This window comes from Planobispora rosea (assembly GCF_014648175.1).
GTDB lineage: Bacteria > Actinomycetota > Actinomycetes > Streptosporangiales > Streptosporangiaceae > Planobispora > Planobispora rosea.
Genome location: NZ_BMQP01000031.1, coordinates 22,176 through 46,996 on the forward strand (window position 1 = coordinate 22,176; position 24,821 = coordinate 46,996).

The window sequence follows — 24,821 nt, forward strand, 5'->3', positions numbered from 1 at the left end:
TCAAGCCTTCCGGGCAGCCTGCCGCACCGCATCCTTCACGGGGCGGCTCCCGCCGTACGACCCGGGGCGTATCCGGGAGGCGGAACGCCGCTCCAGGACTCGTCAGACGGACGCCTCCGCGAGCGATACGGCCTCATGGACGTGAGTTCTCGAAAACACGATCGCTTTGAGTAGCCTTCATGTCACAATCAGCGACATGCCGTCCCCCCAACATGATGCGCTCATCCGGCTCTTCCGTGACCGGCCCGAGCTGGCGGTGGAACTCCTGCACGACCTGCTGGGCCAGAATCTGCCCGCCACCCCGCTGATCCGGCCGGAGAACACCACCTTCAACACCCGGCCCTCCGACGACATCGAGGCCGATCTGGTGCTGGTGCTGGGCCCGCCCCAGGCACCGGCGCACGCCATCATCGTGGAGATCCAGCAGGACAAGTCCAAAGACCCCCGTCAGCTGGCCCGTTACGCCGCCGCGCTGTGGCTGCAGTTGCGCTGCGACGTGACCGTCCTGGTCGTCTGCCCCGACGTCAAGACCGCCGTCCACTATGCCCAGCCCATCGATTCGGGCCTGACCGGCTACCGGCTGCAGGCCCGTGTGCTGGGCCCGGATGACATCCCGGTCATCACCGACGCGCAGCAGGCCGCCGCCCAGCCGGAGCTGGCCACCCTGGCGGTGATGATGCACGGCCGCCGCGAGCGCAAGGTGGTCGAGGCCTTCACCACGGCGCTGGCGGACCTGCCCGGCGAACACGCTCCGAAGTACTATGAATACGCATTCAGCATGGCCGCGCCCGAGGTACGAATCCTCCTGGAGGAGATCATGACGTCCACCGACTGGCCCGTCTACAGCCCCTTCGCCCGCGAGCACTACGGCCGCGGCGTGGAAGAAGGCAAGACCGTAGGCAAGGCGGAAGGCCGGGCCGAGGAAGCGGCCCGGATGGTGCTGGTGGTGCTGGAGGCCCGGGGCCTGGCAGTGCCCGACGAGATCCGGGCCCGCATCACCGCCTGCACCGACCTCGCGCAACTGGAGGCCTGGGCGAGCCGCGCGGTCACCGCCCCGACCGTGCACGACCTGTTCGGCGACACCGGCGAAGAGGCCCGCTGACGAACCTTCCCCGGGGCCTCGACGGTGCCCTCGACCAGGTGGGGACCGTGGGACGTCTACCCCGCCGCCGGGGGCGCGGACCGCGAGGCGGAGGCGTGCTCGGCGAGAGCGACGATTCCGGTCAGGCCGGCGACGGCCCCGGTGAGCAGGGTGAAGAGGCTGACCAGGTCGAGGATTCCCTGGTCGCCGCCGGGGTTCAGCGGGTTCGGCGTCAGGGCGATGATCATCGCGTAGAGGGACCAGCCGAACATCGCCCCCGAGCCGATCCAGGCGACCGTCACCGGGATCCACAGGGGCCGGCCCGACCTCCGCCGGACGATCATCAGCAGGCCGGCCGCCGCCGCGACCGCCGTCGCCGCGTTGATCCCGACGTTCAGGTGGAAGGCGAAGGTACGGCCGGCGATCACCGCGGCGGGCAGGCCGTACGTCGCGCCGAGTATCCAGCTCAGGTTGATCACCGCCAGAATCCCGGCGACGATCGCCACGCCCCATGCCGCGAACGCCTGGAACTCGTGGGTGGCGCCCGCCGTACCGTCCGAGACCCTGCGCGTGAACACCCAGGGCCAGCGGTGGCGCGCGTGGTACCGGAACCCGACCATGAGCCCGAGGGCCTGGCAGCAGAACCCGGTGTAGACGACGACATAGACCCACCCGGCCACCGGGCTGTCCTCCGTCAGGAGCGGGGTCCCGCTCAGCACGCCGACCAGGGCGCTCAGCGGGACCTGGGCGAGGATCACGGCCAGCAGGCCGATCCCGACCCACATGGGCAGCAGGATCAGTCCCGCCGGGATCCGCCGCCCCCAGAGCCGGACGAACGCGAGCACGATGACCAGCGCCACCGCGTCCATGCCGAAGGTGAGCAGGTTGAGGCCGAAGAAACCGGCGTCGTCCAGGACGGCGGCGTCCTGGATCCCCAAGGTGCTCCCGGTCAGCCAGGCGATCTTGAGGGCGAGATAGGGGAGGATGCCCGCGACGGCCACTGCGGTCGCCGTCAGGCGGAGAACTCCGGTCCGAGGGTTGTCGATCACCTGAGTCATGATGTGACTCTCCCACCCCGTCCTCCCGGCCGGGAAACCGCCCTCGGGCGGAGGATCCCCGTGCTCCCCGGACACCGGAACCTGCCGGGCGGGCGTCGCCACGGTGAGGAGCGCCACCACCTCCGGATCGGCACACCTGTCCGGATCAGATTCACCTCTCCTGGTCGAGGAGGCCGGCCTCGTGGGCGAGGATGGCGGCCTGGACGCGGTTGCGGGCGTCCAGGCGGGTGAGGATCGCGCTCACGTGGGCCTTGACGGTGCCCTCGACCAGGTGGAGCCTGCGGGCGATCTGGGCGTTGGACAGGCCGGCGCCGACCAGGGCGAGGACGTCGCGCTCGCGCGGGGTGAGGGCGGCGATCTGCTCGCGGGCGGCGGCCGTGCGGCTCATCCGGCCGCCGGTCAGCTCGGTGATGACCCGGTGGGCGACCTTCGGGGACAGGTAGGCGGCGCCCTCGGCGACGGCGTGGATCCCGGCCAGCAGCTCGCGCGGGTCGCCCGCCTTCAGCAGGAACCCGCTCGCGCCCTCCCCCAGCGCCCGGGCGATGTACTCGTCCTCGCCGAACGTGGTCAGCATCAGCACGCCGGTCTCCGGCGCGGCACGGCGCAGCTCGGCGACCGCCGCCAGGCCGTCCAGCCGGGGCATGCGGATGTCGAGCAGGACGACGTCGGGGCGGTGGGAGAGCGTCAGGTCGATCGCCTCCCGCCCGTCGCCCGCCTCGGCGACCACCTCGATCTCCGGGTCGGCGGCCAGGATGGCCCGGACCCCCGCCCGGATCATGGCCTCGTCGTCGGCCAGCAGCACCCGGATCATGTCACTCCGTCCGTGGGGGAATCCGTCGGGAAACGCGCCAGGACCAGGAAATCCTCCGGTCCGCGGGAGGCCTCGAAGGTGCCGCCCGCGAGCCGTACCCGCTCGCCCAGGCCGATCAGGCCGAGGCCGCCCCCGCGTGACCGGGCGGACGGGATGTCCGGGACCCGGTTGCGGACGATCACCGTGATCTCTCCCGCGTCGCCGGACGTCTCGACCGTCACCGGAGCGCCGGGGGCGTGCTTGGCGGCGTTGGTCAGCGCCTCCTGGACGACCCGGCAGGCCGTACGGTCCCGCAGGAGACCGTCCCCGCGCAGGTCCACCTCCAGGCCCGAGTCCCGGGCCCGGTCCACGATCTCCGCGACGCTCTCCTGGGCCGGGGTCAGCGGCGCCGCACCCGCCCCGCCGTCTCCCTCGTCCGCCTCGCGCAGGACGCCTATGACCCGGCGCAGGCGCTCGGTGCTCTCGGCGGCGGCGCCGCGCAGCTCGCCCACCGCCTTGCGGTGGCGTTCATCCAGGTCGGGGGCCATCTCCAGGGCGGCGGCCCGGAGCGCGATCAGGGCGAGGTCGTGGCCGATCGAGTCGTGCATGTCCTGGGCGATCCGGTTGCGCTCGCGGAGGCGGGCCTGGGCGGCCACGAGGCCCTGCTCGCGGGCGCGTGACTCCGCGCGCTGCCGTACCAGCAGCCCGGCCGACCACGGCAGGACCGCCCAGAGCAGCACGCCGGACAGGACCGAGGACCAGAACGCCGCCGCGGGGTCCGGCTCGGGACCGAGGGAGACCACCGCGGTCAGGACGGCGACCGCCCCCGCGATCGCGGCGTAGGCCGACACCGCGGGCCGCGCGTGGGGCATCCGGCGGCCCGCCCGGTAGCTGAGGGCGATGACCGCGAGGGTGAAGCCGTTCAGCGGCCCCAGCTTCACCGGTTCTCCCACCCACCAGAGCCTGGTGGTGGCCCAGCCCTCCTCGACGTTGAGCGACCCCGCCGCCAGGACCGCCAGCGCGACGGCGAGCGGTGCCCGCCGGCGGGCGAGCACGGCCGCCGCCAGGAAGGCCGCGCCCACCGGGACCGCCCACACCCGCGTCCAGCCGGCGGCCGGACCCAGCCACGCGGGAACGGGAGGGGCGAGGAGCAGCGGGACGCACGACACCGCCCAGAGCAGCGGCCCTCTCCAGTCCCGGGGAACGGTCTTCTCCGGCTTCCTGTCGTCCATCACTCCATGACGCTACAGCCGTCCCGCGGCCCGTCCCTCCGACCCGGGGAGCACGTGCACCCCCGACGAAAGTAGGGGGCGGGCGGGGCCGTTCGTGCGATGCCGGGAAACCTGCACAATTCATACGGTCAATCCACATGCAAGCGGCATGACAGATGCCACTCATACGGTCCACGTGACGGATCCCTGAGGGATCTCAGGGGCACGCCCCGCGGACTCCGGGGTCTTCCCCGATGTCTGGAGATCATCGGGCCGTCAGCGTGCTGTGAAGCCACCCGAGACCCCCTGGAGCCCGGTCATGACCCAAGCCATCCTCGACGTCGTCCAGCAGGTGATGTCCTCCCCCTGGATCTACCTGGCGCTGTTCGCACTGGCGATGCTCGACGGGTTCTTCCCGATCGTGCCCGCCGAGACGTCCGTCATCACGGCCGGCGTGTTCGCCGCCTCCACCGGTGCCCCCGACGTGGCGCTGGTGATCGTGGTGGCGGCGCTGGGCGCGTTCGCCGGCGACCACATCTCCTACGCCATCGGCCGCAGCACCAACAACAGGCTGCGCAACGGCAGGCGCAGCGCCAAGGCGTTCGCCTGGGCCGAGCAGGCGCTGGCCGAGCGGGGCGGGCTCGTCCTGGTGGTGGCCCGCTACATCCCCGGCGGCCGTACGGCGTGCACGCTGACGATGGGCGCGGTCGCCTACCCCCGCCGCTCCTTCGCCTTCTTCGACGGGATCGCCGCCTCCTCCTGGGCCGTCTACTCGGCGCTGATCGGCTACGTGGGCGGAGCCGCCTTCGAGCACGACCCGATCAAGGGCCTGCTGCTGGGCCTGGGCATCGCCGTGACGATCACCGTGATCGTCGAGGTCGTCCGGTACGTGCGCCGCCGCCGTACGGTCCCGCCGCCGGCCCCGGAGGCCGAGCCGGCCTACGCCGCCGACTGACCGTAACCTGCCAGGAGTCCTGAAGGGACACCGCCCTCCCACCGGTTCCCCGACGCGGCTCTCAGGGATCTCCCATCGATCTCAGGGAGATCCCCTATGGCTCCGGCCTCCCCCGGCGCGGGACGCTTCCACCAGTCCACCGGAAAACCACGATCCGGACGCCTCAGCGAGGCGTCGCGGCCATCTCGTCATGTCTTGATCTGCTGTGGGAGGAGTACGCATGACCGTGCTGGCCGCCGCTCTGGCACTGCTGGGCTCGTTGTTCTTCGCGCTCGGCGCCGCGCTGCAGCAGTTCGAGGCGGCGGGCACGGCCGGTCCCGGCCTGCGCGACCTGCTGCGGCGGCCCCGCTGGCTGCTCGGCGGCCTGGCCATCGGCGCGGGTACGGCCCTGCACGTCGTCGCACTCAAGTACGGCCCCCTCACCGTGGTCCAGCCGATGGGGGTGGCCAGTCTCCTGTTCGCCCTGCCCTGCGCCGCCGCCCTGCACGGCCGCAGGCCACGGCCCCGGGAACTGGCCGCCGCGAGCGTGATCGCCATCGGGCTCATCGGCCTGGTCCTCGTCATTCCGGAACCCTCCGGCTCGCCGTACCTCGGCACCGGGGAAGCGGTGGCCCTGCTCGCGGGGGCGGCCGCCGCCGCCCTGGTGATGGGGGTCGCCGCCCGCCGGGCCTCCCCGGCCGCGCGGGCCGGACTGCTGGCGACGGGGGCGGGCGTGCTGTACGGCGCGACCGCCACCCTCGCCCGCGTCCTGGTCGACGGCAACCGGGAGCTCTGGTTCCTGGCGGCGGCCCCGATTCCCGCGCTCGTCGCCCTGGCCCTGCTGCAGCGTGCCTACGCGCACGGCCACTTCGGCGTCGCCTTCGCCGCCCTCCAGGTGGCGGACCCGCTCACCGCCGTCGCGTTCGGTGCGCTCCTGCTCGGCGAGCCCCTGCCGACCGGGGCGGTGAACACCCTCACCGCCCTGGCGGCCACGGCGCTCGCCGCCGCCGGGACCGTCGCCCTGGCCCGTACCACTCCGCTGTCGTCCGCCCCCGACCCCACAGCCCGCTGAACGGAGTCCGCCTCATGGTCATGTCCCCCGCCGCTCCCTCCGCCGTCTCGCCCGCTCCCGCTCCGTCCGCCGTCCCCGCCCCTTCCGCGGTCCCCCTCGCCGGGCTGCTCCCCGTACGGCCCAGCCGGGTGCTCATCGCGACCGACACCTACCCGCCGGACGTGAACGGCGCCTCCTACTTCACCCACCGGCTCGCCGTCGGCCTGGCCGGGCGGGGCAACGACGTCCACGTGGTCTGCGCCTCGGACACGGGCCCGGCCAGGACCGAGCGCGTCGGCGGCGTGACCGTGCACCGGCTGCGCTCGGCCCCGCTGCTGGTCCATCCGAGCATGCGGGTCTCCCTGCCCGCCCGCCTCGACCGGCTGGTCGCCTCCGTCGCCCCCGACGTGGTCCACACGCAGGGGCACTTCGTGGTCGGCCGCGCGGCGATCGCCGCCGCCCGGCGCGGGAACGTGCCGGTGGTCGCGACCAACCACTTCATGCCCGACAACCTCTTCCAGTTCGCGCACGTGCCCGGCCGGCTCCGCGACCGTGCGGGCGAGCTCGCCTGGCGCGACTTCAACCGGATCTTCTCCCATGCCGACCGGATCACCACGCCGACCCGGATCGCCGCCGGGCTCCTCGCCGACAAGGGCTTCGACTGCCCCGTGGAGCCGGTCTCCTGCGGCATCGACCTGGGCCGCTTCCGGCCTCCGGCGGAGCCGAAGTCCCGGATCCGGGCCGCGTTCGGCCTGCCCGACCGGGACACCGTGCTGTTCGTCGGGCGGCTGGACGAGGAGAAGCGGCTGGACGAGCTCATCCGCGCCCTGCCGTACATCCTCAACGGTGACGACGTGCAGCTCGTGCTCGCCGGGACCGGCGGGCGGCGGGCCGCGCTGGAGCAGCTGGCGCGGCGTATCGGGGTCGGCAGGCACGTGACCTTCCTGGGGTTCGTCCGCGACGAGGACCTCCCCCTGGCCTACGCCGCCGCCGACGTCTTCGCCATGCCGGGGGTCGCGGAGCTGCAGAGCATCGCCACGCTGGAGGCCATGGCCACCGGCCTGCCGGTGGTGGCCGCCGACGCGATGGCCCTGCCCCACCTGGTCCACCCCGGCGGGAACGGGTACCTGTACCACCCCGGTGACGTCCAGGAGCTGGCCCGCCACCTCACCTCCCTGATCACCATGCCCGGCCTGCGCTCCACCATGGGCGCGGCCAGCCGCGCGATCGCGCTGACCCATGACCACCAGGCCTCCCTGGCCCGGTTCGAGGAGATCTACCGGGAGGTCGCCCGATGAACGGCAGCGGGATCTGGCGCGGGCTCGGCATGGGCGGGGCCGTGCTCGCCCTGGTGGCGATGGTCTACGCGCACCTGGCCCCCGGCGGCGCCGTATCCCCGATGAGCGGTCTGATCAGTGACTACGCGCTGGCCGAGGACACCGCCTGGGCGCTGGTCGGGGGCACGCTCGCGCTGGCGGCGGGCTGCCTGTGGACCGCCTACGGCCTGGCCCGGACGGATCCGGCGGGCAGCGCGGCGGCCCGGGTGCTGCTGGTCGCCGGGGCGCTCGGCCTGCTGCTGACCGCGTCGTTCCCCACGGACGCCGCACCCGGGGTGGTCTCGATCACCGGGGAGGTCCACCGCTGGTCGGCGGCCGTGGTGTTCACCGCGCTGCCCTGCGCGGGCTGGCTGCTCGGCCGCCGCGGGCCCGGCGTCGCGCTGTCCGCGGTGAGCGCGGCGGCGGTGGCGCTGCTGGCGGTGTTCCTAGCCGCCCACCCCGGCTCGCTGACCGCGGATCTGATCGGCGGCCCGGATTACTACGGGCTGATCGAACGCCTGCTGCTGTTCGCCGAGATCGCACTGGTCTTCCTGGCGGCCCGCGGTGTGCGGGGGCAGAGCGACGTGCGGGGTCAGAGCGACGTGGGCGGCCAGAGCGATGTGCGGGGTCAGAGCGATGTGCGCGGCCAGGACGGACAGGGCGTGGTCCGCCCCCTCCTCCAGCGACCGGCCGGCGCCGGCCCGCTCCGCCCGGGCGTGGCGGTCCCCGCCCAGCCGGGCCCGGACGGCCTCCAGCGCCCGCGCGAGCCGATCGGCCTCGGCTCCGTATGAGACGCCCGGTGACGCCCGCCTCAACGTCGCGGCGAGTGTCACCGCGGCCTCGTCCAGGCCGGTGCGCGCGAACAGCATGACGAGGTTGCGCAGCGCGGTCGCGATCAGCGTGCGGTTGCCCACCCGGCGCCAGTGGGTGATCGTCTCCCGGAACAGCTCCAGGGCGGGTCCCACCGGGCCGTGCCGCCCGCGCAGCGCCACGGTCGAGGTGAGCACCAGGCCCGTGATCAGGCGGTTGCCGGTCTCCTCGCACAGCGCGCGGCCCACCGCCAGCGACGCCTCCGCGGCGGCCGGGTCGAGATCCGCCAGGGCCTCGCCCTCGGCGAAGCGGGCGAAGGCCATGGTGCTCGGGCTGCCCGACTCGGCGGCCAGCGCGACCGCCCGGCGCGCCTCGCGCAGGGCGGCGATCTCGTTCCCGGCGTAGCAGTGCGCGAGCGCCTGGCCGGCGACCGCCACGGCCGGGACGGAGGGGCCGCCGCCGGCCTCCTCCACGGCCCGGTAGGCGCCGAGCGCGGTGGCCAGGTCACCGCTGACCAGGGCCACATCCGCGAGCGCCGCCATCGACGTCGCCACGTCCCCCCGGCGGGCCCCCGGCGTGCCCTCCGCCAGGGCGACGCCCTGGCGGGCGAACGCGGCGGCCTCGGCCAGCCGGCCGTCCCCCCAGGCGGCGAAGGCCGCGGCGCCGTAGGCCACCATCAGCCTCCGGTGCCCGGAGACCGCGGCCGCCGTCGCCTCTCCCCAGGCCAGGACGTCGCGGCGGCCGCGCCAGTAGCCGTAGCGCGCGAGCGCGGCGGCGAGCCGCACCATCAGGTCGTGCTCCCCTGCCTCACCCGCCCAGGTCCAGGCCAGGCTCATGTCGGCGAGCCAGGTGTCCAGCGTCCGCGCCCAGCGGACCTCCTCGGCTCCCGTCAGCCCCCGCTCGGCCCGCTCCGCCAGCTCGGCCATCACCGTGGCGTGCCGGTGCCGCAGCCGCCGCAGCTCCTCGCCGTCCATGCGGCGCAGGGCGTAGGCGCGGATGGTCTCCAGCATCCGGTAGCGGCCGACGCCCGCGTGGCCGGGCCGGGTCAGCATCGACCGGTCGGCGAGCCGGGTCACCAGGTCGGCGGTCTCCGGGCCCGCCACGGCCTCGGCCGCGGCCAGGTCGAAGGTGCCGGCGAAGGCGGCGAGCCGGAGGAAGACCCGCTGCTCGTCGGCGGAGAGCAGGTCGTAGGACCAGCCGATCACCGTCTCCAGCGCGCCGTGGCGGCCCACCGGGCGGGTACGGCGCAGCAGCGCGAAGCGCCCGTCCAGCCGGTCGGCGAGGTCGTCCACGGTGAGCGAGCCGATCCTGGCCGCCGCCAGTTCCACGGCCAGCGGCAGCCCGTCCAGCACCCGGCAGATCTCGGCCACCCGCTCCCGCTGGCCGGGTCCGGCCGCGAAGCCGGGGACCGGGACCCGGGCGCGGAACAGCTCGACCGCGTGGTGACACTCCAGCGGCGGGACGTCCAGGACGTGCTCCCCCGTGACGCCGAGCGGCTCGCGGCTGGTGGCCAGGGCGATCACCCCCGGCATCCGGTCCAGCAGTTCCGGTACGGCCGGCAGCAGGTGCTCGCAGTTGTCCAGGACGAGCAGCCCGCATGCCGTACCGGCCCACTCGCCGAGCGCGTCCGTGACCGCCACACCCGGCTCGACCTCCAGCCCGACGGCGGCGGCGACCGTGTGCGGCAGCGCCGTGGCGTCCTGGAGCGGGGCGAGGTCCACCCAGAAGACGTCCCCACGGTCCTCGTCATCGGCGACCTGCTGGGCGAGCCGGGTCTTGCCGACGCCGCCGGGGCCGACGAGGGTGACGACCCGGCCGGGCGCCAGCGCTCCGCGGACCGCCGCGAGCTCGGGCTCGCGGCCGATGAGGGCGCCGGGGCGCGGGCGGGGCCGGCGCTCCCGGCGCGTCGGGGTGGTGCGCGGCGTGAACCCCCCGGTGGGGGTCGCGGACCCGTGAACGGGGATCGCGGACCCGTGAACGGGGGCGGGGATGAGGTCGGGGACGGCGGCGAGGGCGGGACGCAGCTCGCCGCGGAGAACGCGCCGGTGCAGCTCCCGCAGGTCCGCTGAGGGGTCGAGCCCCAGCTCGTCGCGGAGCGCGTCGCGGTGGCGGGTGTAGGCGGCCAGGGCGTCGGGCACCCGCCCGGCCCGGGCGAGCGCGGTGACCAGGAGTGAGACGGCGCGCTCGCGCCACGGGTGGGCGATGGCCAGCGCGTCGAGGTCCGCCGCGGCGGGTTCCGGCTGCCCGAGGGCGAGCAGGGTGGCGGCGCGCTCCTCCCGGGCGGCCAGCCGTGTCTCCTCCAGACGGGCGGCCTCGGCCCTGGCGAAGTCGAACCCGGCCAGGGCCGGGCCCCGCCACAGGCCCAGCGCCTCCTCCAGCAGACCGAGCCGGCCGTGCGGGTCGGCGGTGCACCCGGCACGGCTCACCAGCGCGGTGAAGCGCCCGGCGTCCACGCTGTCCTCCGGGACGTCGAGCAGGTAACCCGGCGAGCGGGTCAGCACGATCCCGTCCTGGCCGAGGAACCGCCGCAGCCGGGTCACGCAGGTCTGGAGCGTGTTGCGGACATCGCGGGGCAGCCGATCGGCGAAGATCTCGTCCACCAGCTGCTCGAAGGGCACCACGGAGCCCCGGCGCAGCAGCAGGCCCGTCAGCAGGGCTCGCTGGCGATCACCGGTCACCTCGATCGGCGTGCCGTCCCGCCGGACCTCCAGCGGGCCGAGGATCATGAATTCCACGCCCCCACCTTCGCCGTCGAAGGACGGGAGGACCATGCACTAATACCGGTTCGGCGAGAATCCCGGCGTTCCGGGGAAGACCGCAGGGGACGCGGAGGACGGCGGTGGCAGGGGGGAGGGGGCTACGAGGTGGCACAAGGAGGAACACCACAAACCTCGCGTCGATAAATAGGACGAATCCCACTTACGACCTGACGATTTACCTACGTTAACGTAACTTACGGTTCCGTAGTCTGCGAGGGAGACCCCATGCGAGAACTCAGCCAGACCGAGCTGCTGCACGAGCTCGAACCCGTCGTGGCCGGTGAGCTGGACCGGCATCTCAGGACCGCCAAGGAGTGGTTCCCGCACGAGTACATCCCGTGGTCGCAGGGCCGCGACTACGACGGCATATTCGGCGGCGAGGCCTGGTCCGAGAGCGACGCGAAGCTCCCCGAGGAGGCACGGGTCTCCCTCATCGTCAACCTGCTGACCGAGGACAACCTCCCCAGCTACCACCACGAGATCGCCACCACCTTCGGGCGCGACGGGGCGTGGGGCACCTGGGTGCACCGCTGGACCGCCGAGGAGGACCGCCACGGCACCGCCCTGCGCGACTACCTGACCGTCACCAGGGCCGTCGACCCGGTCGCGCTGGAGCGGGCGCGGATGGTCCACATGGGCGAGGGCTTCACCAACTCCTACGACGGCGTGCTGCACTCGCTGGCCTACGTCTCGTTCCAGGAGCTGGCCACCCGCATCTCCCACCGCAACACCGGCAGGGCCTCCGGAGACCCGAACTGCGAGCGCCTGCTCGCCAAGATCGCGGCCGACGAGAACCTGCACATGCTCTTCTACCGGAACCTGCTCGACGCGGCCTTCAAGATCGACCCGGACCAGACCATGCGCGCCGTGACCGACGTGGTCACCACCTTCCAGATGCCGGGCACCGGCATCGAGGGCTTCACCCGCAAGGCGATGATCATCGCCAACGCCGGGATCTACGACCTGCGCCTGCACCTCGACGACGTGCTCATGCCGGTCCTGCGCCAGTGGGACGTCTTCGACCTGGACGGCCTCGGCCCCGAGGGCGAGAAGGCCCGTGAGGAGCTCGCCGAGTTCCTCTCCCGGACGGAGGTCACCGCCTCCCGCTTCGTCGAGCGCCGCGAGGCCCGCCGCGCCGCGCAGGCCGCCCGCGCCTGATCCCGCCCGGAACCTCGCCCCCCGGCCCCTCCCGGAACGGATCACAGGACCGGGATCACGGCGCCGCGGCCAGCTCGCGGTCCCGGGTCCCGGACCGTGCCGCGCTCCCGGGCCGCAGCGTGCGGAGGAAGGACAGCACGAGCAGCGCGGCCAGGCCGGTGGTGACCGGCGGGACGAGGAAGGCCACGGTCGCTCCGGCGCGGTCCACGAGCTGGCCGGCGACGGCGGCGCCGGTCGCGATGCCCAGGCCGATCGCGCCGTTCAGCCAGGTGAACGCCTCGGTTCTGACCTCGGCCGGGACGAGCCGCTCCACCAGGGTGTAACCCGTGATGACCGCAGGGGCGATCACGAATCCGGCCAGGGCGGCGGCGCCGTACAGCGGGGGGACGGATCCGGCGAAGCTCAGCGCCACCGTGGCCGCGGAGAGCAGGGCGACGGCCACCGCCAGTCTGACCTCGGCCCCCGCCCGCCAGCGCACGATGCCGTAGAGGGCCCCGCCGACGAGGCTGACGCCGGAGAACGTCGCGTAGATCGGCCCGGCCGCGCCGGGCTGGCCGAGGGCCGCGGTGGTGGAGGTGATGCCGACCTGGAGGCTGCCGAAGACGGTGCCGAGAGCGACGAAGGCGAGGGCGAGCACGGCCACGCCGCGCAGCCGCAGCACGCCGCTCTGGGATCTGACCCGGACCGGCATCGGCTCGGGGGCGCCCCTGCGGACCACGGCGAACACCAGTGTGCCCGCCACGACCATGACCAGTGCCACCGACAGCGCCCAGACCGGGGAGAACCCCGTCGAGAGCGCCACCAGCAGCACCGGGGCGAGGGTGAAGGTCAGCTCGTCGGTGATCGACTCCAGGGCGAAGGCCGTGTTCAGCTTGCCCGAGCCGCCGAGAACGTGCGCCCACCGGGCCCGGACCATCGAGCCGACCTGCGGCATCGACCCACCGGCCAGCGCCGAGACCGCCACCAGCACGGCGGCCGGGGCCTGCGCGGCGGCCAGCGCCAGCAACGTGCCCAGCGCGACGGCGTGCACCACGACCTGCGGGAGGAGTACCCTGGCCTGGCCGTACCTGTCGGCCAGGCGCCCGGTCCGGGGCCCGACCAGCGCCTGCGTCACGGCCGCGGCGGCGGAGGCGATGCCCGCGGCGCCGTACGAGCCGGTGGACCACTCCACGAGCAGGAGGATGCCGAGCTGCAACATGGCGTACGGCAGGCGGGCCAGGAAGGCGGGGGCGAGGAAACGCCAGGCGCCGGGGGAGCCGAGAACGGCGAGGTAAGACTTCAACGGGTCTCCGTCCGAGTCCAGACGGAGCGCTGCCCGGTCCGGGAGCGCGCCGTCGTGGTGGGCTTCGACCGGGGTAGATACCGCTTATAGCGGCCGCCGTGCGGTCATTGCATGCATTCGTGTAGAACGCACCAACAAGCCATCTTATGCCACAAATTGGACTCGGTTTGTCCCTCGTCCCCCAAGGTGGCTGACATCACATCCGTACCGCACGTCACTCCAGTCGCACCGTCCATCCCGCTCTCGTCACACTCTCCGCCCCGATGGCCCAGCACCTCGGCGGTCTCGCCGTCCCCCCGTCCCCCCGTCCGAGCCTTCCGGCCCGGCCCTTCGCGACATACCATCGACGTGGTGACCACACATTGACCGATACCGTCGCAATCCCCGACTTCCGCGGCATGCAGGCCCTGAACGCCTGGCTGGCCGGCCACGACGCCGGCCTGCTCCTCCAGGGGCCCGACCCAGACGGTCCGGAACCCGTCATGAACGGCATCGTGGTACGGCAGCACCCCCTCCCCGGCGCCCTCCTGGAGCGCTGGGGCACCGTGACCGTCTGGGTGCACCACGACCCCGGCGGGGAGAGCGGCGTCCACGAGCCGCGCCGCCCGATTCCTCCGGCCGGAGCACTCGGCGCCGAACTCCCCGAACCCGGCCCGTCCCGCTGAGGGAGCGACCGGCGGCCGGGCCCGCTCTCGGGACCGGGCATCCGAGCGGGCCCGGGCACCCCCTCAGCCGGAGGGCCCCACGACGGGACCGGCCGCACGGAAGACGAGCGTGAAGGAGCCCGCCTCCGTGTCGACCCGGTAGGCGTAGCAGCCGGGGGCGCGCAACCGGGTGAAGGACGGATGGTCCCGCCAGCCGCCCGGCTTGGCGTCCTCGGCCGGGTCGAGCAGGAGCTCAGGGGCGGCGGGATCGTTGAAGGCCACCTCGCCGGGGCCGTCGAGCCGGCGGCCGCGGACCAGGACGAGCGTGTCCAGCCCGGGGTCCACCGCCCACAGCACCTTCCGCGCACCCCAGGAGCGATCCGTCAGGTTGCCGACGTCGGGATGCTCGTACTCCAGCCGGCCGTTCGGGCCCACCCCCACCGGCCCGACCCGGCCCGTGCCCAGGAGCGGCCCGAGTTCCGGGTCCGGGCGCGTGGTCCCGGTGGTGACCGGGCAGCGCTCCCCCGGCCCGAGCCGTGAGTCCGGCCACGGGCGGCGGAGCTTCGCCGCGGGGTCGGGCGTGGCGCTCCCGAAGTCCGGCGTGACGCCTCCCGGGCTCGCGGAGCCCGGGACGGTGCTCGTGGGCGCGGCCCCGGCCCCGGCCGGAGGGGAAGGGTCCGCCTGGCAGCCTGAGACCGCCAGAACCAGCAGGGCGGCGGGGAGGGAACGAGACCTCATACATCTTTCTACATCGCGGGGCCGCGACCGGTTCGGCCCGATGCGGATCGGATCTCGCCGACCGGCTGCCCGCCGGACCCGCCGTCCGGCGTTTCGCGGTCCGGCGGGGACGATCAGAGTTTCACGAGATCCTGCAGGGGGGTCGCGGGGTCGGCGAGACGTTCGCGGTCGACGGGGGCGGCCATCCGGATCAGTTCCTGGACCGGGGCGACGCCCTCGTCCCACCGGTTGACGTGCATGCCCGCCACGACGTGCCCCCCGGCCAGCCAGAAGGTGTGGAAGCCACGCGCCTCCAGGTCGCCGCGGACGACGACCTCGTCGTAACCGCCCGGGGCGAACCAGCCGGAGAACTCCATGCCCACGTCGTACTGGTCGGTGTAGAAGTACGGCAGGCGGTCGTAGACGACCTCCTGCCCGAGCATGGACCTGGCCGCGGCCGGTCCGCCGTTGAGGGCGTTGGCCCAGTGCTCGACGCGGATGTGGGCGCCGTACCTCGGGTGGAAGGCCTCGGCCACGTCGCCGGCGGCGTAGACCGCGGGGTCGCCGGTACGCAGGGCCGCGTCGACGCGGACGCCGTTCCCGACGGCCAGGCCCGCCCCCTCGGCGAGCCCGGTCTCCGGCCGCGCGCCGACGCCCACGATCACCGCATCGGCCGGGATCTCGTCCCCGCCGTCCACCGTCACCGCCCGGACGTGCTTGTCACCGAGGAAGCCGGTCACCCCGCGGCCGAGCCGTACCTCGACGCCGTGCCCCCGGTGGACGGCGGCGAAGAAGGCGCCCGTCTCCGGCCCGAGCGCGGCCTCCAGCGGCACGGGCCGGGGTTCGACGACGGTCACCTCGCAGCCGTGCTCCCGCGCGGCGGCGGCGGCCTCCAGGCCGATCCATCCGGCGCCCACGACGACCACCCGGCCGCCGCCGCGGACGGCGTCGCGGATCCGCTCGGAATCGGCGACGGTGCGCAGGTAGTGCACGCCGTCCAGGCCGGCGCCGGGCACGTCGAGGCGGCGCGGGGACGAGCCGGTGGCCAGCAGGAGCCTGTCGTAGCCGAGGCGGGCGCCGTCGTCCAGCTCGGCCCGGCGGGCACCCCGGTCGAGACGCGTCACGCGCCTGCCGAAGACCGGCTCGACGGCGTTCTCGCGGTACCAGCCCTCGTCGTGGACGTAGATCTTGGCTCTCTCCTCCTTTCCGAGCAGGTAGCCCTTCGACAGCGGCGGCCGTTCGTACGGCCGTTCGGTCTCGGCGCCGACGAGGACGACCCTGCCGGTGAACCCCTCCTCCCGCAGGGTCTGGGCGGCCTTCGCCCCCGCGAGGCCCGCTCCGACGATGACGAATGTCTGCTCGGTGGCCATGGGAGCCCCTTCTCTCGGCTCGGGTGCCGCTACGGTCTGAGGACTCAGAGTCAGTATGAGGATCCGCCGCGTCCGGCGGGCGCGTATCGGGAGGCGAGCAGGGCCAGCGCCACCGCTCCCGCCATGAGGCCGAGGTCCCGCAGCGCGACGTCGTAGAAGCCTGGGCCGGTCAGCAGGTTGACGATGATCCCGGCGAGCCAGGCGGCCACGATCCAGCCGCCGAACCGCGGCAGCAGCGCGACCATGATCCCGGCGACGATCTCGATGACGCCGACGGCGTACATGGCCTGCCCGGCGGTGCCCGGGATGATGCCGTCGATCCACGGGGCGAGGTAGCGCGGCCAGTCGGTGAGCAGGCCGGTGAACTTGTCGAGCCCGAACAGGATCGGCGCCGCGGTGAACACCACGCGCAGGAGCAGGAACGCGCGGTAGGCGGGGTCGGACGGGGAGACCCTCCCCGGAGAGCCGGTGGCCGGAGTGGTGGATGCCATGACTGCCTCCTCTAAAAACAGGATTCGCTTCAGTTAGAAGCTAGACCTCTTCCCTCATTTCGTCAATGAGAGTTGGCTATAGAGTGGTCGAGTGGGAGAACACGGAGAGCGCGCAGGAATCGAAGGACACGGGGAGCACGGAGAACACGGGGAGCACGGAGAACACGGGGAGCACGGAGAACATGGGGGGCACGGAGAACATGGGGGGCACGGGGAGCACGGGGAGCGCAGGGCCGCGCAGATCGCCGCCGTCGCCGCGCTCGGCGAGCCGACGCGCCGCGAGGTGTACGAGCACGTCGCGGGCCGCCCCGAGCCGGTGAGCCGTGACGAGGTCGGCGAAGCCCTGGGCCTGCCGCGCACCACCGCGGCCTTCCATCTCGAACGGCTCGCCGGCCAGGGGCTGCTGGAGGTCGTCTTCGCCCGGCGCACCGGCCGGACCGGACCCGGCGCGGGCCGCCCCGCCAAGCTGTACCGGCGCGCGTCCTGCGACGTCGCGGTGTCGCTTCCGGAGCGCCACTACGACCTCGCCGGGCTGCTGCTGGCCGGCGCCCTCCAGGAGGCCGAGCGGTCCGGCGACTCGCCGCGGGCCGCCCTGGAACGGCGCGCGCACCGGCTGGGCAGGGAGATCGGGCAGGCGGCCCATCCGGCCTCGACCGACCGGGAGGCTCCGGATGCCGGGAAGGCCCCGGATGCCGGGGAGGCTGGGAAGGCCCCGGATGCCGGGGAGGCCGGGGGTGCCGAAGGCCGGGCCGCCCTGCTCGCCGCGCTTGAGGCCCACGGCTACGAGCCCCGCGCCGAGGGCGGGGACATCGTCCTGCGCAACTGCCCCTTCCACGTCCTGGCACGCGAGCACACCGAACTCGTCTGCGGGATGAACCTCCACCTGCTCGACGGGGTCCTGAACAGCCTGGCCCTCACCGGGATGACCGCGCGCCTCGCCCCCGCCCCGGGACTGTGCTGTGTACGGCTCCACCCCGCCCCCGGCCGGCACGCGGACGGTCGCTAGAACCGCACGTCCGCGACCCGGGCCGGTGCGCACCTGCCGCCCGACGATCACCCTGCCCCGCGGGCCGCCTCCCGGTGGCCCATATTTCATCACTTGTTGATTTAGCGGTCGCGCGGACCTATCGTGGAGTTCGAGGAGGCACACCATGAACGCTCCACTGGTCCTGGGATTCCACGAGATCGGAGCGGACGCGCTCCCGCTCGTCGGAGGCAAGGCCGCCAACCTCGGCGTGCTGACCGCCGCCGGGCTCCCCGTCCCGCCGGGCCGGTGCGTCACCACGGAGGCCTACCGCAGGGTCACCGAGCGGTCCGGCGGCCTGGAGGCGGTGCTCGACGCCCTGGAGGCGACCCCCGCCACGGACACGCGCGGACTGGGCGAGCTGGCCGCGACGGCCCGCAAGGTCGTTCTCGACGCCCCCGTGCCCGACGACATCGCCGAGGCCGTACGGCACGGCGTGTCCGGCCCCGTCGCCGTCCGCTCCTCCGCCACCGCCGAGGACCTGCCGCACGCCAGCTTCGCCGGGCAGCAGGACACCTACCTCAACGTCATCGGCCCGGACGCCGTACTGGAGGCGGTCCGCAAGTGCTGGGCGTCCCTGTGGACCGACCGGGCCGTGGCCTACCGCGCGGCGAACGGCGTCGACCACCGCACCGTACGGCTGGCCGTCGTGATCCAGGAGATGGTTCAGGCCGAGGTCGCCGGGGTGATGTTCACCGCCAACCCGGTCACCGGACGGCGGCGCGAGGCCGTGATCGACGCCGCCCCCGGTCTCGGCGAGGCCGTCGTCTCCGGCGCGGTCAACCCCGACCGCTTCGTGGTGGACATCGCCACCGGGCGGATCACCGAGCGGCGGCCGGGCGACAGGCGGCTGGCCGTACGGTCCCTGCGGGAGGGCGGCGTCGAGCGCGTCGAGATCCCGCAGGCCCCGGCGGACGGCGCGTGCCTCACCGATGAGCAGATCAGGGCCCTGGCCGAGCTGGGCGGGCGGGTCGAGGACCACTACGGGGCGCCCCAGGACACCGAGTGGGCGATCGACGGCGACGGCGTCCTCTGGCTGACCCAGTCACGTCCGATCACCACGCTCTTCCCGATCCCCAGGCACCTGCCCGCCGACCCTCCTCCCGCCGAGACCAGGATCTACTTCTCGTTCAGCGTCGCGCAGGGGGTCTACCAGCCCGTCACTCCGATGGGCCAGGAGGTCTTCCGGCTGATCTCGGCGGCCGCCGCCGAGCTGTACGGCATCACGGTGCCCGACCGCCGGGAGGGGGCGCCGGTGCTCGCCGTCGGCGGCCAGCGGATCTTCTTCGACGTCACGGGGGTCATCCGGAGCCGGGTCGGGCGGGCGCTCGTACCCCGGCTGCTGGACATGATGGAGGCCAGATCGGCCGTGATCCTGCGGGAGCTGGCGCGGGATCCCCGCTTCGGGCTGACCCGGCGCTCCGTCCGTCCCGCCCTGCGCCGGGCCGTGCGGATCGCGGCCCGCTACCGGATGCCCGCGCGCGCCGCCCGGGCCCTGCTGAACCCGGAGTCCGCGCACCGCAACGCCGCGCGGGTGGAGTCGGTCCTACGCGCGCGGCTCGCCTCCCCGAAGGACGCCACCGCGCTCGAACGGCTCGACCTCGTCGAGCGGACGATAGCCGCCAAGGTCTTCCCGGTCGTCCCGACGATCATGCCCAGCGCGCTGGCCGGGCTCGCCATGTTCGCCCTGGCCTCCCGCCTGCTGGGCGACCGCGCCCGGCCCGGCGAGCTGCTCACCGTCCTGCGCGGCCTGCCGCACAACGTGACCACCGAGATGGATCTGGCGCTGTGGAACCTGGCCACCCGGATCCGCCAGGACGCCGAGGCCGCGTCCCTGCTGCTGACCACCCCCGCCACCGACCTCGCCGCGCGTTTCCACGCGGGGTCGCTGCCCGCCACGGTGGACGGGGGCCTGCGGGAGTTCCTGGCGACGTACGGCGTCCGCGCGGTCGCCGAGATCGACATCGGGGTGCCCCGCTGGGTGGAGGATCCGGCCCACGTCATCGGCGTGCTGGCCAACTACCTGCGGCTGGACGACCCGGCGCTGGCCCCCGACACCGTGTTCGCCAGGGGCGCCGCCGAGGCGGCCGGCACGATCAGGGCCCTGAGCGCCCGAGCGGGCGGCCTCCGCGGCCGGATCGTCCGCTTCGCCCTCGGCCGGGTCCGTGCCCTGGCCGGGCTGCGGGAGCTCCCCAAGTTCCTCATGGTCACGGCCTTCGCCGCGATGCGCGCCGAGCTCCGGGCCGTCGGCGCCGAGCTGACCGCCCGCGGCGTCCTGGACTCCCCCGACGACGTCTTCTTCCTCACGCTGAAGGAGACCCGCTCCGCTCTCACCGGGGCGCCGGCGCAGGACGGGACGTCCGCGCCGCGCACCCTGGTGGCCGAGCGGCGCGAGGAGGCCGCGCGTGAGAGGCGCCGCAGGCACCTTCCGCGCGTGATCCTGTCGGACGGCACCGAACCGGAGGCGGTCGCCGCCCCCGGTGCCGTCCCCGGTGCCCTTCCCGGTGCCGCGGACCGCGCGCTGACCGGCACCCCCGCCTCGGCGGGGACGGTGACCGGCGTCGCCAGGGTGGTCCTCGACCCGGCCGGGGCGCACCTCGAACCCGGCGAGATCCTGGTCTGCCCGTCCACCGACCCCGGCTGGACCCCGCTGTTCCTGACCGCGGGCGGCCTGGTGATGGAGATGGGCGGAGCCAACTCGCACGGGGCCGTGGTCGCCCGGGAGTACGGCATCCCGGCGGTCGTCGGCGTGGCCCGCGCGACCGAGCACGTCGCCACGGGCCAGAAGATCACTGTGGACGGCACCTCCGGCACGGTCGTCACGTCCTAGCCGCCACGACCCGCACGACCCGCCGGGACCTCAAGGCGGCGCGGGCGGCGCGAACCGCCGGAGAGATCTCGACCAAGCGCTTGGCAAGGGAGCATGATGGCGGGATGCCGTACGCCGACGCCTTCGCCCGCAGCATCGCCGACCCCGAAGGCTTCTGGGGCGAGGCCGCCCGGGCCGTCACCTGGAGCCGGGCACCCGGCCGCGTCCTGGACCGCGGCGGCGCGCCCTTCTACCGCTGGTTCCCCGACGGGGAGCTGAACACCTGCTTCAACGTGCTCGACCGGCACGTCCAGGCGGGCCGCGGCGGGCGGCTCGCGCTGATCCACGACAGCCCGGTCACCGGGACCGTCCGCAGGTTCACCTACGCCGAGCTGCTGGCGGAGGTCGCCCGGTTCGCGGGGGTGCTCCGGGACCTGGGCGTGGTCAGGGGCGACCGGGTCGTGATCTACATGCCGATGGTGCCCGAGGCCGTGATCGCCATGCTCGCCTGCGCGCGGCTGGGCGCGGTGCACTCGGTGGTGTTCGGCGGGTTCGCGCCCAAGGAGCTGGCGGTCCGGATCGACGACGCGCGGCCCAAGGTCGTCGTCTCGGCCTCCTGCGGGATCGAGCCGAACCGGGTGGTGCCGTACAAGCCGATGCTCGACGCGGCGCTCGGCCTGGCCGCGCACCGGCCGGAGCGATGCGTGATCCTCCAGCGCGAGCAGGCCCCCGCCGAGCTCGTCCCGGGCCGGGACGTCGACTGGGCGAGCGCCACGGCCTCCGCCGGGGCGGCTCCGGCCGGGTGCGTGCCGGTGGAGGCGACCGATCCGCTCTACATCCTCTACACCAGCGGGACCACCGGCCTGCCCAAGGGCGTGGTGCGCGACAACGGCGGGCACGCGGTGGCGCTGCTGTGGAGCATGCGCAACGTCTACGGCGCGGGGCCGGACGACGTGTTCTGGGCGGCCTCCGACGTGGGCTGGGTGGTCGGCCACTCCTACATCGTGTACGGCCCGCTGCTGCTCGGCTCGGCGACCGTGCTCTACGAGGGCAAACCGGTCGGCACGCCGGACGCCGGCGCGTTCTGGCGGGTGATCGCCGAGCACGGGGTGAACGTGCTGTTCACCGCGCCCACCGCGTTCCGGGCGATCAAGCGGGAGGACCCGGCCGCGACCCTGCTCGGCGAGTACGACCTCTCGTCGCTGCGGACGCTCTTCCTGGCCGGGGAGCGCCTGGACCCCGACACCTACCACTGGGCCTCGGAGAAGCTGGGCGTGCCGGTGATCGATCACTGGTGGCAGACCGAGACCGGCTGGCCCGTCGCGGCGAACCTGCGGGGGCTGGAGCCCATGCCGATCAAGCCGGGCTCTCCCACGGTGCCCGTCCCCGGCTACGACGTGCGGGTCCTCGACCCCGACGGGCGGGACTGCGCCCCCGGGCAGGAGGGCGCCATCTGCCTGCGGCTCCCGCTCCCGCCGGGGACGCTCCCCACGCTCTGGCAGGACGACGAGCGCTACGTCGGCTCGTACCTGTCGGCCTTCCCCGGCCACTACCTGACCGGCGACGGCGGCTACCTGGACGAGGACGGCTACCTGTTCGTGATGGGCCGCACCGACGACGTGATCAACGTGGCCGGGCACCGGCTCTCGACCGGGTCGATGGAGGCGGTGCTGGCCGCGCACCCGGCGGTCGCGGAGTGCGCGGTCATCGGGGTCGCCGACGAGCTGAAGGGGCAGGTCCCCCGCGGCTTCGTGGTGCTCAAGAGCGGCGTGGCGGCCGACCCCGACGCCGTCTGCGCCGACCTGGTCCGGGCGGTCCGGGACCAGGTGGGGGCGGTCGCCTCGCTGAAGCGGGTGGACGTGGTCCCGGCGCTGCCGAAGACCCGGTCGGGGAAGATCCTGCGCAAGACCATGCGGGGGATGGCCGAGGGCACCGACGAGCCGGTGCCCTCGACGATCGAGGACGCGACGGTCCTGGACGTCCTGCGCCCGGTCATCTCCCCGCCGCGGGAGCCGTGACCCGGGAGCGCTGGGGCGCCCGATAGGCCCACTGCCACAGCAGCTCCAGCGGCCCCCGGTCGTGGCGGCGCAGCCAGAGCGAGGCCAGCGTCATGAACAGCAGGCAGATGCCCGCCCAGGCGAGCGGCACCCACCACGGCCGCAGCCCGTCCAGGCGCTCGGCCAGTCCGAGGCCCCAGCCGTAGCAGAGCGCGGCCGCCACCAGGTTCTGGAAGACGTAGCAGCTCAGGGCGGTCCGGCCGACGGCCGTCAGGCCCCGCCGCAGCGGGCCGGGGGTGCCGGTCAGCCGGTGGGCGACCGTGGTGACCAGGCCGAGCAGGCCCAGTGCCACCAGCGGCGGCAGCAGGTAGCGGTCCACCAGGAACCAGCCCTCCCCGGCGAAGGAGGTCAGCAGGTTCAGCGGGAGGCCCGCGCCGAGACCGAAGATCATGAGCTTGCGCCGGAGCGCGGCGCCCCGGCCGGAGTCCTCGAACGCCCCGGCGCGCATCAGCCGGGAGCCGAGCAGGAACAGCACGATGCCCATCGGGACGATGAACACCGCCTCCAGCCGGTAGAGGACGAACGACTCGACCCGGGCCGCGACCTGCTCGGCGTAGCTCCCGTCGCTGAACAGGGTGCTCCGCCCGGTGTCCGAGGCGGATCCCGCGCCCTGGCCGTACAGCATGGCGGCGGTGAGCAGGCCGGTGACGAGCGCGAACACCGATCCCACGCCGATCATCCAGGCCCGGACGGCGCGGTCGCTCCGGCCGATCAGGTAGGCCACGATCATCGAGGTGATCGCGTAGGCCATGAGAACGTCGAACTCGAAGATCAGGAAGTAGTGGATCAGCCCCTCGGCGAACAGCAGCGCCGCCCGCCACAGGTACCAGCCCGGCCAGGGCGTGCCCCGCCGCCGCGCCGAGCGGTACTGCAGCTCCAGGCCGACCCCGAACAGCAGGGTGAGCAGCGCCAGGAACTTGCCGTTGGTCAGGAACCGCAGGAAAGTCTCCACGGTCCCCGGCTGGGACAGCGCACCGAACACACCCGCGGGCCCGGCGGGATCGGTGAAGATCCAGATATTCGTGCCCAACGTGCCCATGATGGCGACGCCTCTGAGGACGTCGAGCGCGCCAATGCGGTGATTCGTCATGATGTCCACGATTGCGCCCCGGCCGGCGGAGGACATCGTCACGCAGACCCAACCGGGCCGTACACCGATGGATGTACGGCCTCCGTCTTCGGTCGGCCCCGGCTGCCCTATCCCTCCGCGGGCGAGCCGTGCAGGTGCTCGCCGAGGAAGGCGGTCACCGCCTCGACGGCCTGGGTGACGTACGGCTCGGCGTCGTAGAGGTCGATGTGCAGCCGGGCGTCGAGCCAGACGAGCTTCTTGGGCCCGTCCATGCGTTTGTACGCCTCCTCGGCGCCCTCGGGGGAGCAGAAGCGGTCGGCCACCCCGTGCACGATGATCCCCGGCGTGGGCGCCAGGAAGTCGGCGCCGGTCATGTTGTCCACGGTGATCAGCTCGCGGATGGAGGCCCGGGTGACCTCGTTGCGCCAGTGCGGCGAGGCGCTGCGGGAGGTGCCGTAGTAGGCGAACGGCTCGTCGCCCGGCATCGCCGCCTCCCCCTCCTCCGCGACGGCCGGCATGTACTCCACCGGCCCGCCCTGATCCTGGCGCTCCAGGATCCCGGTGAAGGAGGCCAGCGTGCCCCGGTAACCGTCCGGGGACATCCCGGCGCGCATGGCGTAGGGGTTGTTGTAGGCCCCGGCGATCCCGGCGAAGGCCTTCACCCGGGGGTCGAAGGCGGCGAACTTCAGCGCGTAGCCCCCGCCCAGGCAGATGCCGATCGCGCCGATCCGGTCGCCGTCCACCTCGGGCCGGGCGCGCAGCAGCGAGACCGCGGCCCGCAGGTCGTGCAGCTTGCCCTGCGGGTCTTCGTGTCGGCGCGGCTGCCCGCCGGACTCACCCCAGTTGCGGTGGTCGAACGCCAGCGTCGTGTAGCCGGCCTCGGCCAGCCGGGCCGCGTAGAGCCCGGTGACCTGGTCACGGGTGCCGGTGAACGGCCCGGTGAAGACCAGCGCCGGGTGCGGCCCCGGCCCCTCGGGCACGCGCAGGTCTCCGACGAGCGTGATCCCGTCGGCGGTGAACTCAACCCTCTCGGTCATGCCCCCAGTCTGTACGGCCCGCGCCCCCGGGTCGAGCCGGGAGCGCGAGCCTGTGGACGACGCGCGGAGGCGGGCGGGCACCTGTGGACGCCGTGCCCGCGCGGGCGCGGGCCGTACAGAATGAGGTCGGACCGGATCCGGATCCGGATCCGG

At 73.8% G+C, this 24,821-nt stretch carries 19 protein-coding genes and 1 pseudogene; 10 read left to right on the top strand and 10 right to left on the bottom strand.

Annotated elements, in window-relative coordinates; genetic code table 11:
• Positions 1 to 196 precede the first annotated feature (196 nt).
• Positions 197 to 1,102 carry a hypothetical protein gene (locus tag IEZ08_RS26755; RefSeq protein WP_229803515.1) on the top strand — a complete coding sequence of 302 codons (906 nt, stop codon included), beginning with the start codon at positions 197 to 199 and terminating at the stop codon, positions 1,100 to 1,102.
• Positions 1,103 to 1,158: 56 nt separating this feature from the next.
• Here the strand turns inward: IEZ08_RS26755 and IEZ08_RS26760 are convergent, their stop codons facing one another.
• From IEZ08_RS26760 to IEZ08_RS26770, 3 genes are all read right to left on the bottom strand, one after another.
• Complete coding sequence (locus IEZ08_RS26760) at positions 1,159 to 2,130, bottom strand: hypothetical protein (protein ID WP_189243228.1); 972 nt, start codon at positions 2,128 to 2,130, stop codon at positions 1,159 to 1,161.
• A gap of 160 nt (positions 2,131 to 2,290) precedes the next feature.
• A complete protein-coding gene (locus IEZ08_RS26765; RefSeq protein ID WP_068921824.1) occupies positions 2,291 to 2,950 on the bottom strand; it encodes a response regulator in 660 nt (219 codons plus the stop codon).
• Positions 2,947 to 4,161, bottom strand: coding sequence for a sensor histidine kinase (locus IEZ08_RS26770; protein ID WP_068921823.1), 1,215 nt, complete (start codon positions 4,159 to 4,161; stop codon positions 2,947 to 2,949). The genes IEZ08_RS26765 and IEZ08_RS26770 overlap by 4 nt, the downstream gene beginning before the upstream one ends.
• Before the next feature lie 298 nt (positions 4,162 to 4,459).
• Here IEZ08_RS26770 and IEZ08_RS26775 point away from each other — a divergent pair, with 298 nt between their 5' ends.
• The 4 genes from IEZ08_RS26775 to IEZ08_RS39810 all read left to right on the top strand — a co-directional run bounded on the left by IEZ08_RS26775 (position 4,460) and on the right by IEZ08_RS39810 (position 8,232).
• Entirely contained in the window at positions 4,460 to 5,095 is a 636-nt protein-coding gene (locus IEZ08_RS26775; protein ID WP_068921822.1) for a DedA family protein, read from the top strand.
• A gap of 220 nt (positions 5,096 to 5,315) precedes the next feature.
• On the top strand, positions 5,316 to 6,146 hold the full coding sequence (locus IEZ08_RS26780) for a DMT family transporter (RefSeq protein WP_068921821.1): 831 nt from the start codon (positions 5,316 to 5,318) through the stop codon (positions 6,144 to 6,146).
• Positions 6,147 to 6,166: 20 nt separating this feature from the next.
• Positions 6,167 to 7,423, top strand: coding sequence for a glycosyltransferase (locus IEZ08_RS26785; protein ID WP_189243245.1), 1,257 nt, complete (start codon positions 6,167 to 6,169; stop codon positions 7,421 to 7,423).
• Positions 7,420 to 8,232: a DUF998 domain-containing protein gene (locus tag IEZ08_RS39810; RefSeq protein ID WP_229803519.1), complete on the top strand. Its 813-nt coding sequence runs from the start codon at positions 7,420 to 7,422 to the stop codon at positions 8,230 to 8,232. Before IEZ08_RS26785 ends, IEZ08_RS39810 begins: the two co-directional genes overlap by 4 nt.
• A gap of 1,005 nt (positions 8,233 to 9,237) precedes the next feature.
• Here the strand turns inward: IEZ08_RS39810 and IEZ08_RS40825 are convergent.
• Positions 9,238 to 11,022: pseudogene (locus IEZ08_RS40825) on the bottom strand (AfsR/SARP family transcriptional regulator); the annotation flags it as partial.
• 213 nt (positions 11,023 to 11,235) lie between these two features.
• On the opposite strand from IEZ08_RS40825, the gene IEZ08_RS26795 reads away from it, so the two are divergent.
• The gene (locus IEZ08_RS26795) at positions 11,236 to 12,168 is read left to right on the top strand and encodes an acyl-ACP desaturase (protein ID WP_068921819.1); all 933 of its coding nucleotides are present in this window, start codon (positions 11,236 to 11,238) and stop codon (positions 12,166 to 12,168) included.
• A gap of 55 nt (positions 12,169 to 12,223) precedes the next feature.
• Here IEZ08_RS26795 and IEZ08_RS26800 read toward each other — a convergent pair whose 3' ends face one another.
• Positions 12,224 to 13,450, bottom strand: coding sequence for an MFS transporter (locus IEZ08_RS26800; RefSeq protein WP_203863573.1), 1,227 nt, complete (start codon positions 13,448 to 13,450; stop codon positions 12,224 to 12,226).
• A gap of 362 nt (positions 13,451 to 13,812) precedes the next feature.
• Here IEZ08_RS26800 and IEZ08_RS26805 point away from each other — a divergent pair, with 362 nt between their 5' ends.
• Complete coding sequence (locus tag IEZ08_RS26805; protein ID WP_141703667.1) at positions 13,813 to 14,115, top strand: PASTA domain-containing protein; 303 nt, start codon at positions 13,813 to 13,815, stop codon at positions 14,113 to 14,115.
• A 63-nt stretch (positions 14,116 to 14,178) separates the two neighbouring features.
• Here IEZ08_RS26805 and IEZ08_RS26810 read toward each other — a convergent pair whose 3' ends face one another.
• From IEZ08_RS26810 to IEZ08_RS26820, 3 genes are all read right to left on the bottom strand, one after another.
• Positions 14,179 to 14,832 (bottom strand): hypothetical protein, encoded by a 654-nt coding sequence (locus tag IEZ08_RS26810; protein WP_068921816.1) that lies wholly within the window; start codon positions 14,830 to 14,832, stop codon positions 14,179 to 14,181.
• 113 nt (positions 14,833 to 14,945) lie between these two features.
• Positions 14,946 to 16,181: an NAD(P)/FAD-dependent oxidoreductase gene (locus IEZ08_RS26815; protein ID WP_068921815.1), complete on the bottom strand. Its 1,236-nt coding sequence runs from the start codon at positions 16,179 to 16,181 to the stop codon at positions 14,946 to 14,948.
• 50 nt (positions 16,182 to 16,231) lie between these two features.
• The gene (locus IEZ08_RS26820; protein ID WP_189243230.1) at positions 16,232 to 16,672 is read right to left on the bottom strand and encodes a DoxX family membrane protein; all 441 of its coding nucleotides are present in this window, start codon (positions 16,670 to 16,672) and stop codon (positions 16,232 to 16,234) included.
• A gap of 91 nt (positions 16,673 to 16,763) precedes the next feature.
• Between IEZ08_RS26820 and IEZ08_RS26825 the strand changes: the two genes are divergently transcribed.
• The 3 genes from IEZ08_RS26825 to IEZ08_RS26835 all read left to right on the top strand — a co-directional run bounded on the left by IEZ08_RS26825 (position 16,764) and on the right by IEZ08_RS26835 (position 22,523).
• On the top strand, positions 16,764 to 17,678 hold the full coding sequence (locus IEZ08_RS26825) for a helix-turn-helix transcriptional regulator (protein ID WP_229803521.1): 915 nt from the start codon (positions 16,764 to 16,766) through the stop codon (positions 17,676 to 17,678).
• A 145-nt stretch (positions 17,679 to 17,823) separates the two neighbouring features.
• Positions 17,824 to 20,526, top strand: a complete 2,703-nt coding sequence (locus tag IEZ08_RS26830) for a PEP/pyruvate-binding domain-containing protein (protein ID WP_189243231.1) — start codon at positions 17,824 to 17,826, stop codon at positions 20,524 to 20,526.
• Positions 20,527 to 20,630: 104 nt separating this feature from the next.
• Positions 20,631 to 22,523: a propionyl-CoA synthetase gene (locus IEZ08_RS26835; protein ID WP_189243232.1), complete on the top strand. Its 1,893-nt coding sequence runs from the start codon at positions 20,631 to 20,633 to the stop codon at positions 22,521 to 22,523.
• Here the strand turns inward: IEZ08_RS26835 and IEZ08_RS26840 are convergent.
• The gene (locus IEZ08_RS26840; RefSeq protein WP_068928458.1) at positions 22,498 to 23,652 is read right to left on the bottom strand and encodes a DUF418 domain-containing protein; all 1,155 of its coding nucleotides are present in this window, start codon (positions 23,650 to 23,652) and stop codon (positions 22,498 to 22,500) included. The genes IEZ08_RS26835 and IEZ08_RS26840 overlap by 26 nt on opposite strands.
• Positions 23,653 to 23,759: 107 nt before the next feature.
• The gene (locus tag IEZ08_RS26845) at positions 23,760 to 24,749 is read right to left on the bottom strand and encodes an alpha/beta hydrolase (RefSeq protein ID WP_506330645.1); all 990 of its coding nucleotides are present in this window, start codon (positions 24,747 to 24,749) and stop codon (positions 23,760 to 23,762) included.
• Positions 24,750 to 24,821: the final 72 nt, after the last annotated feature.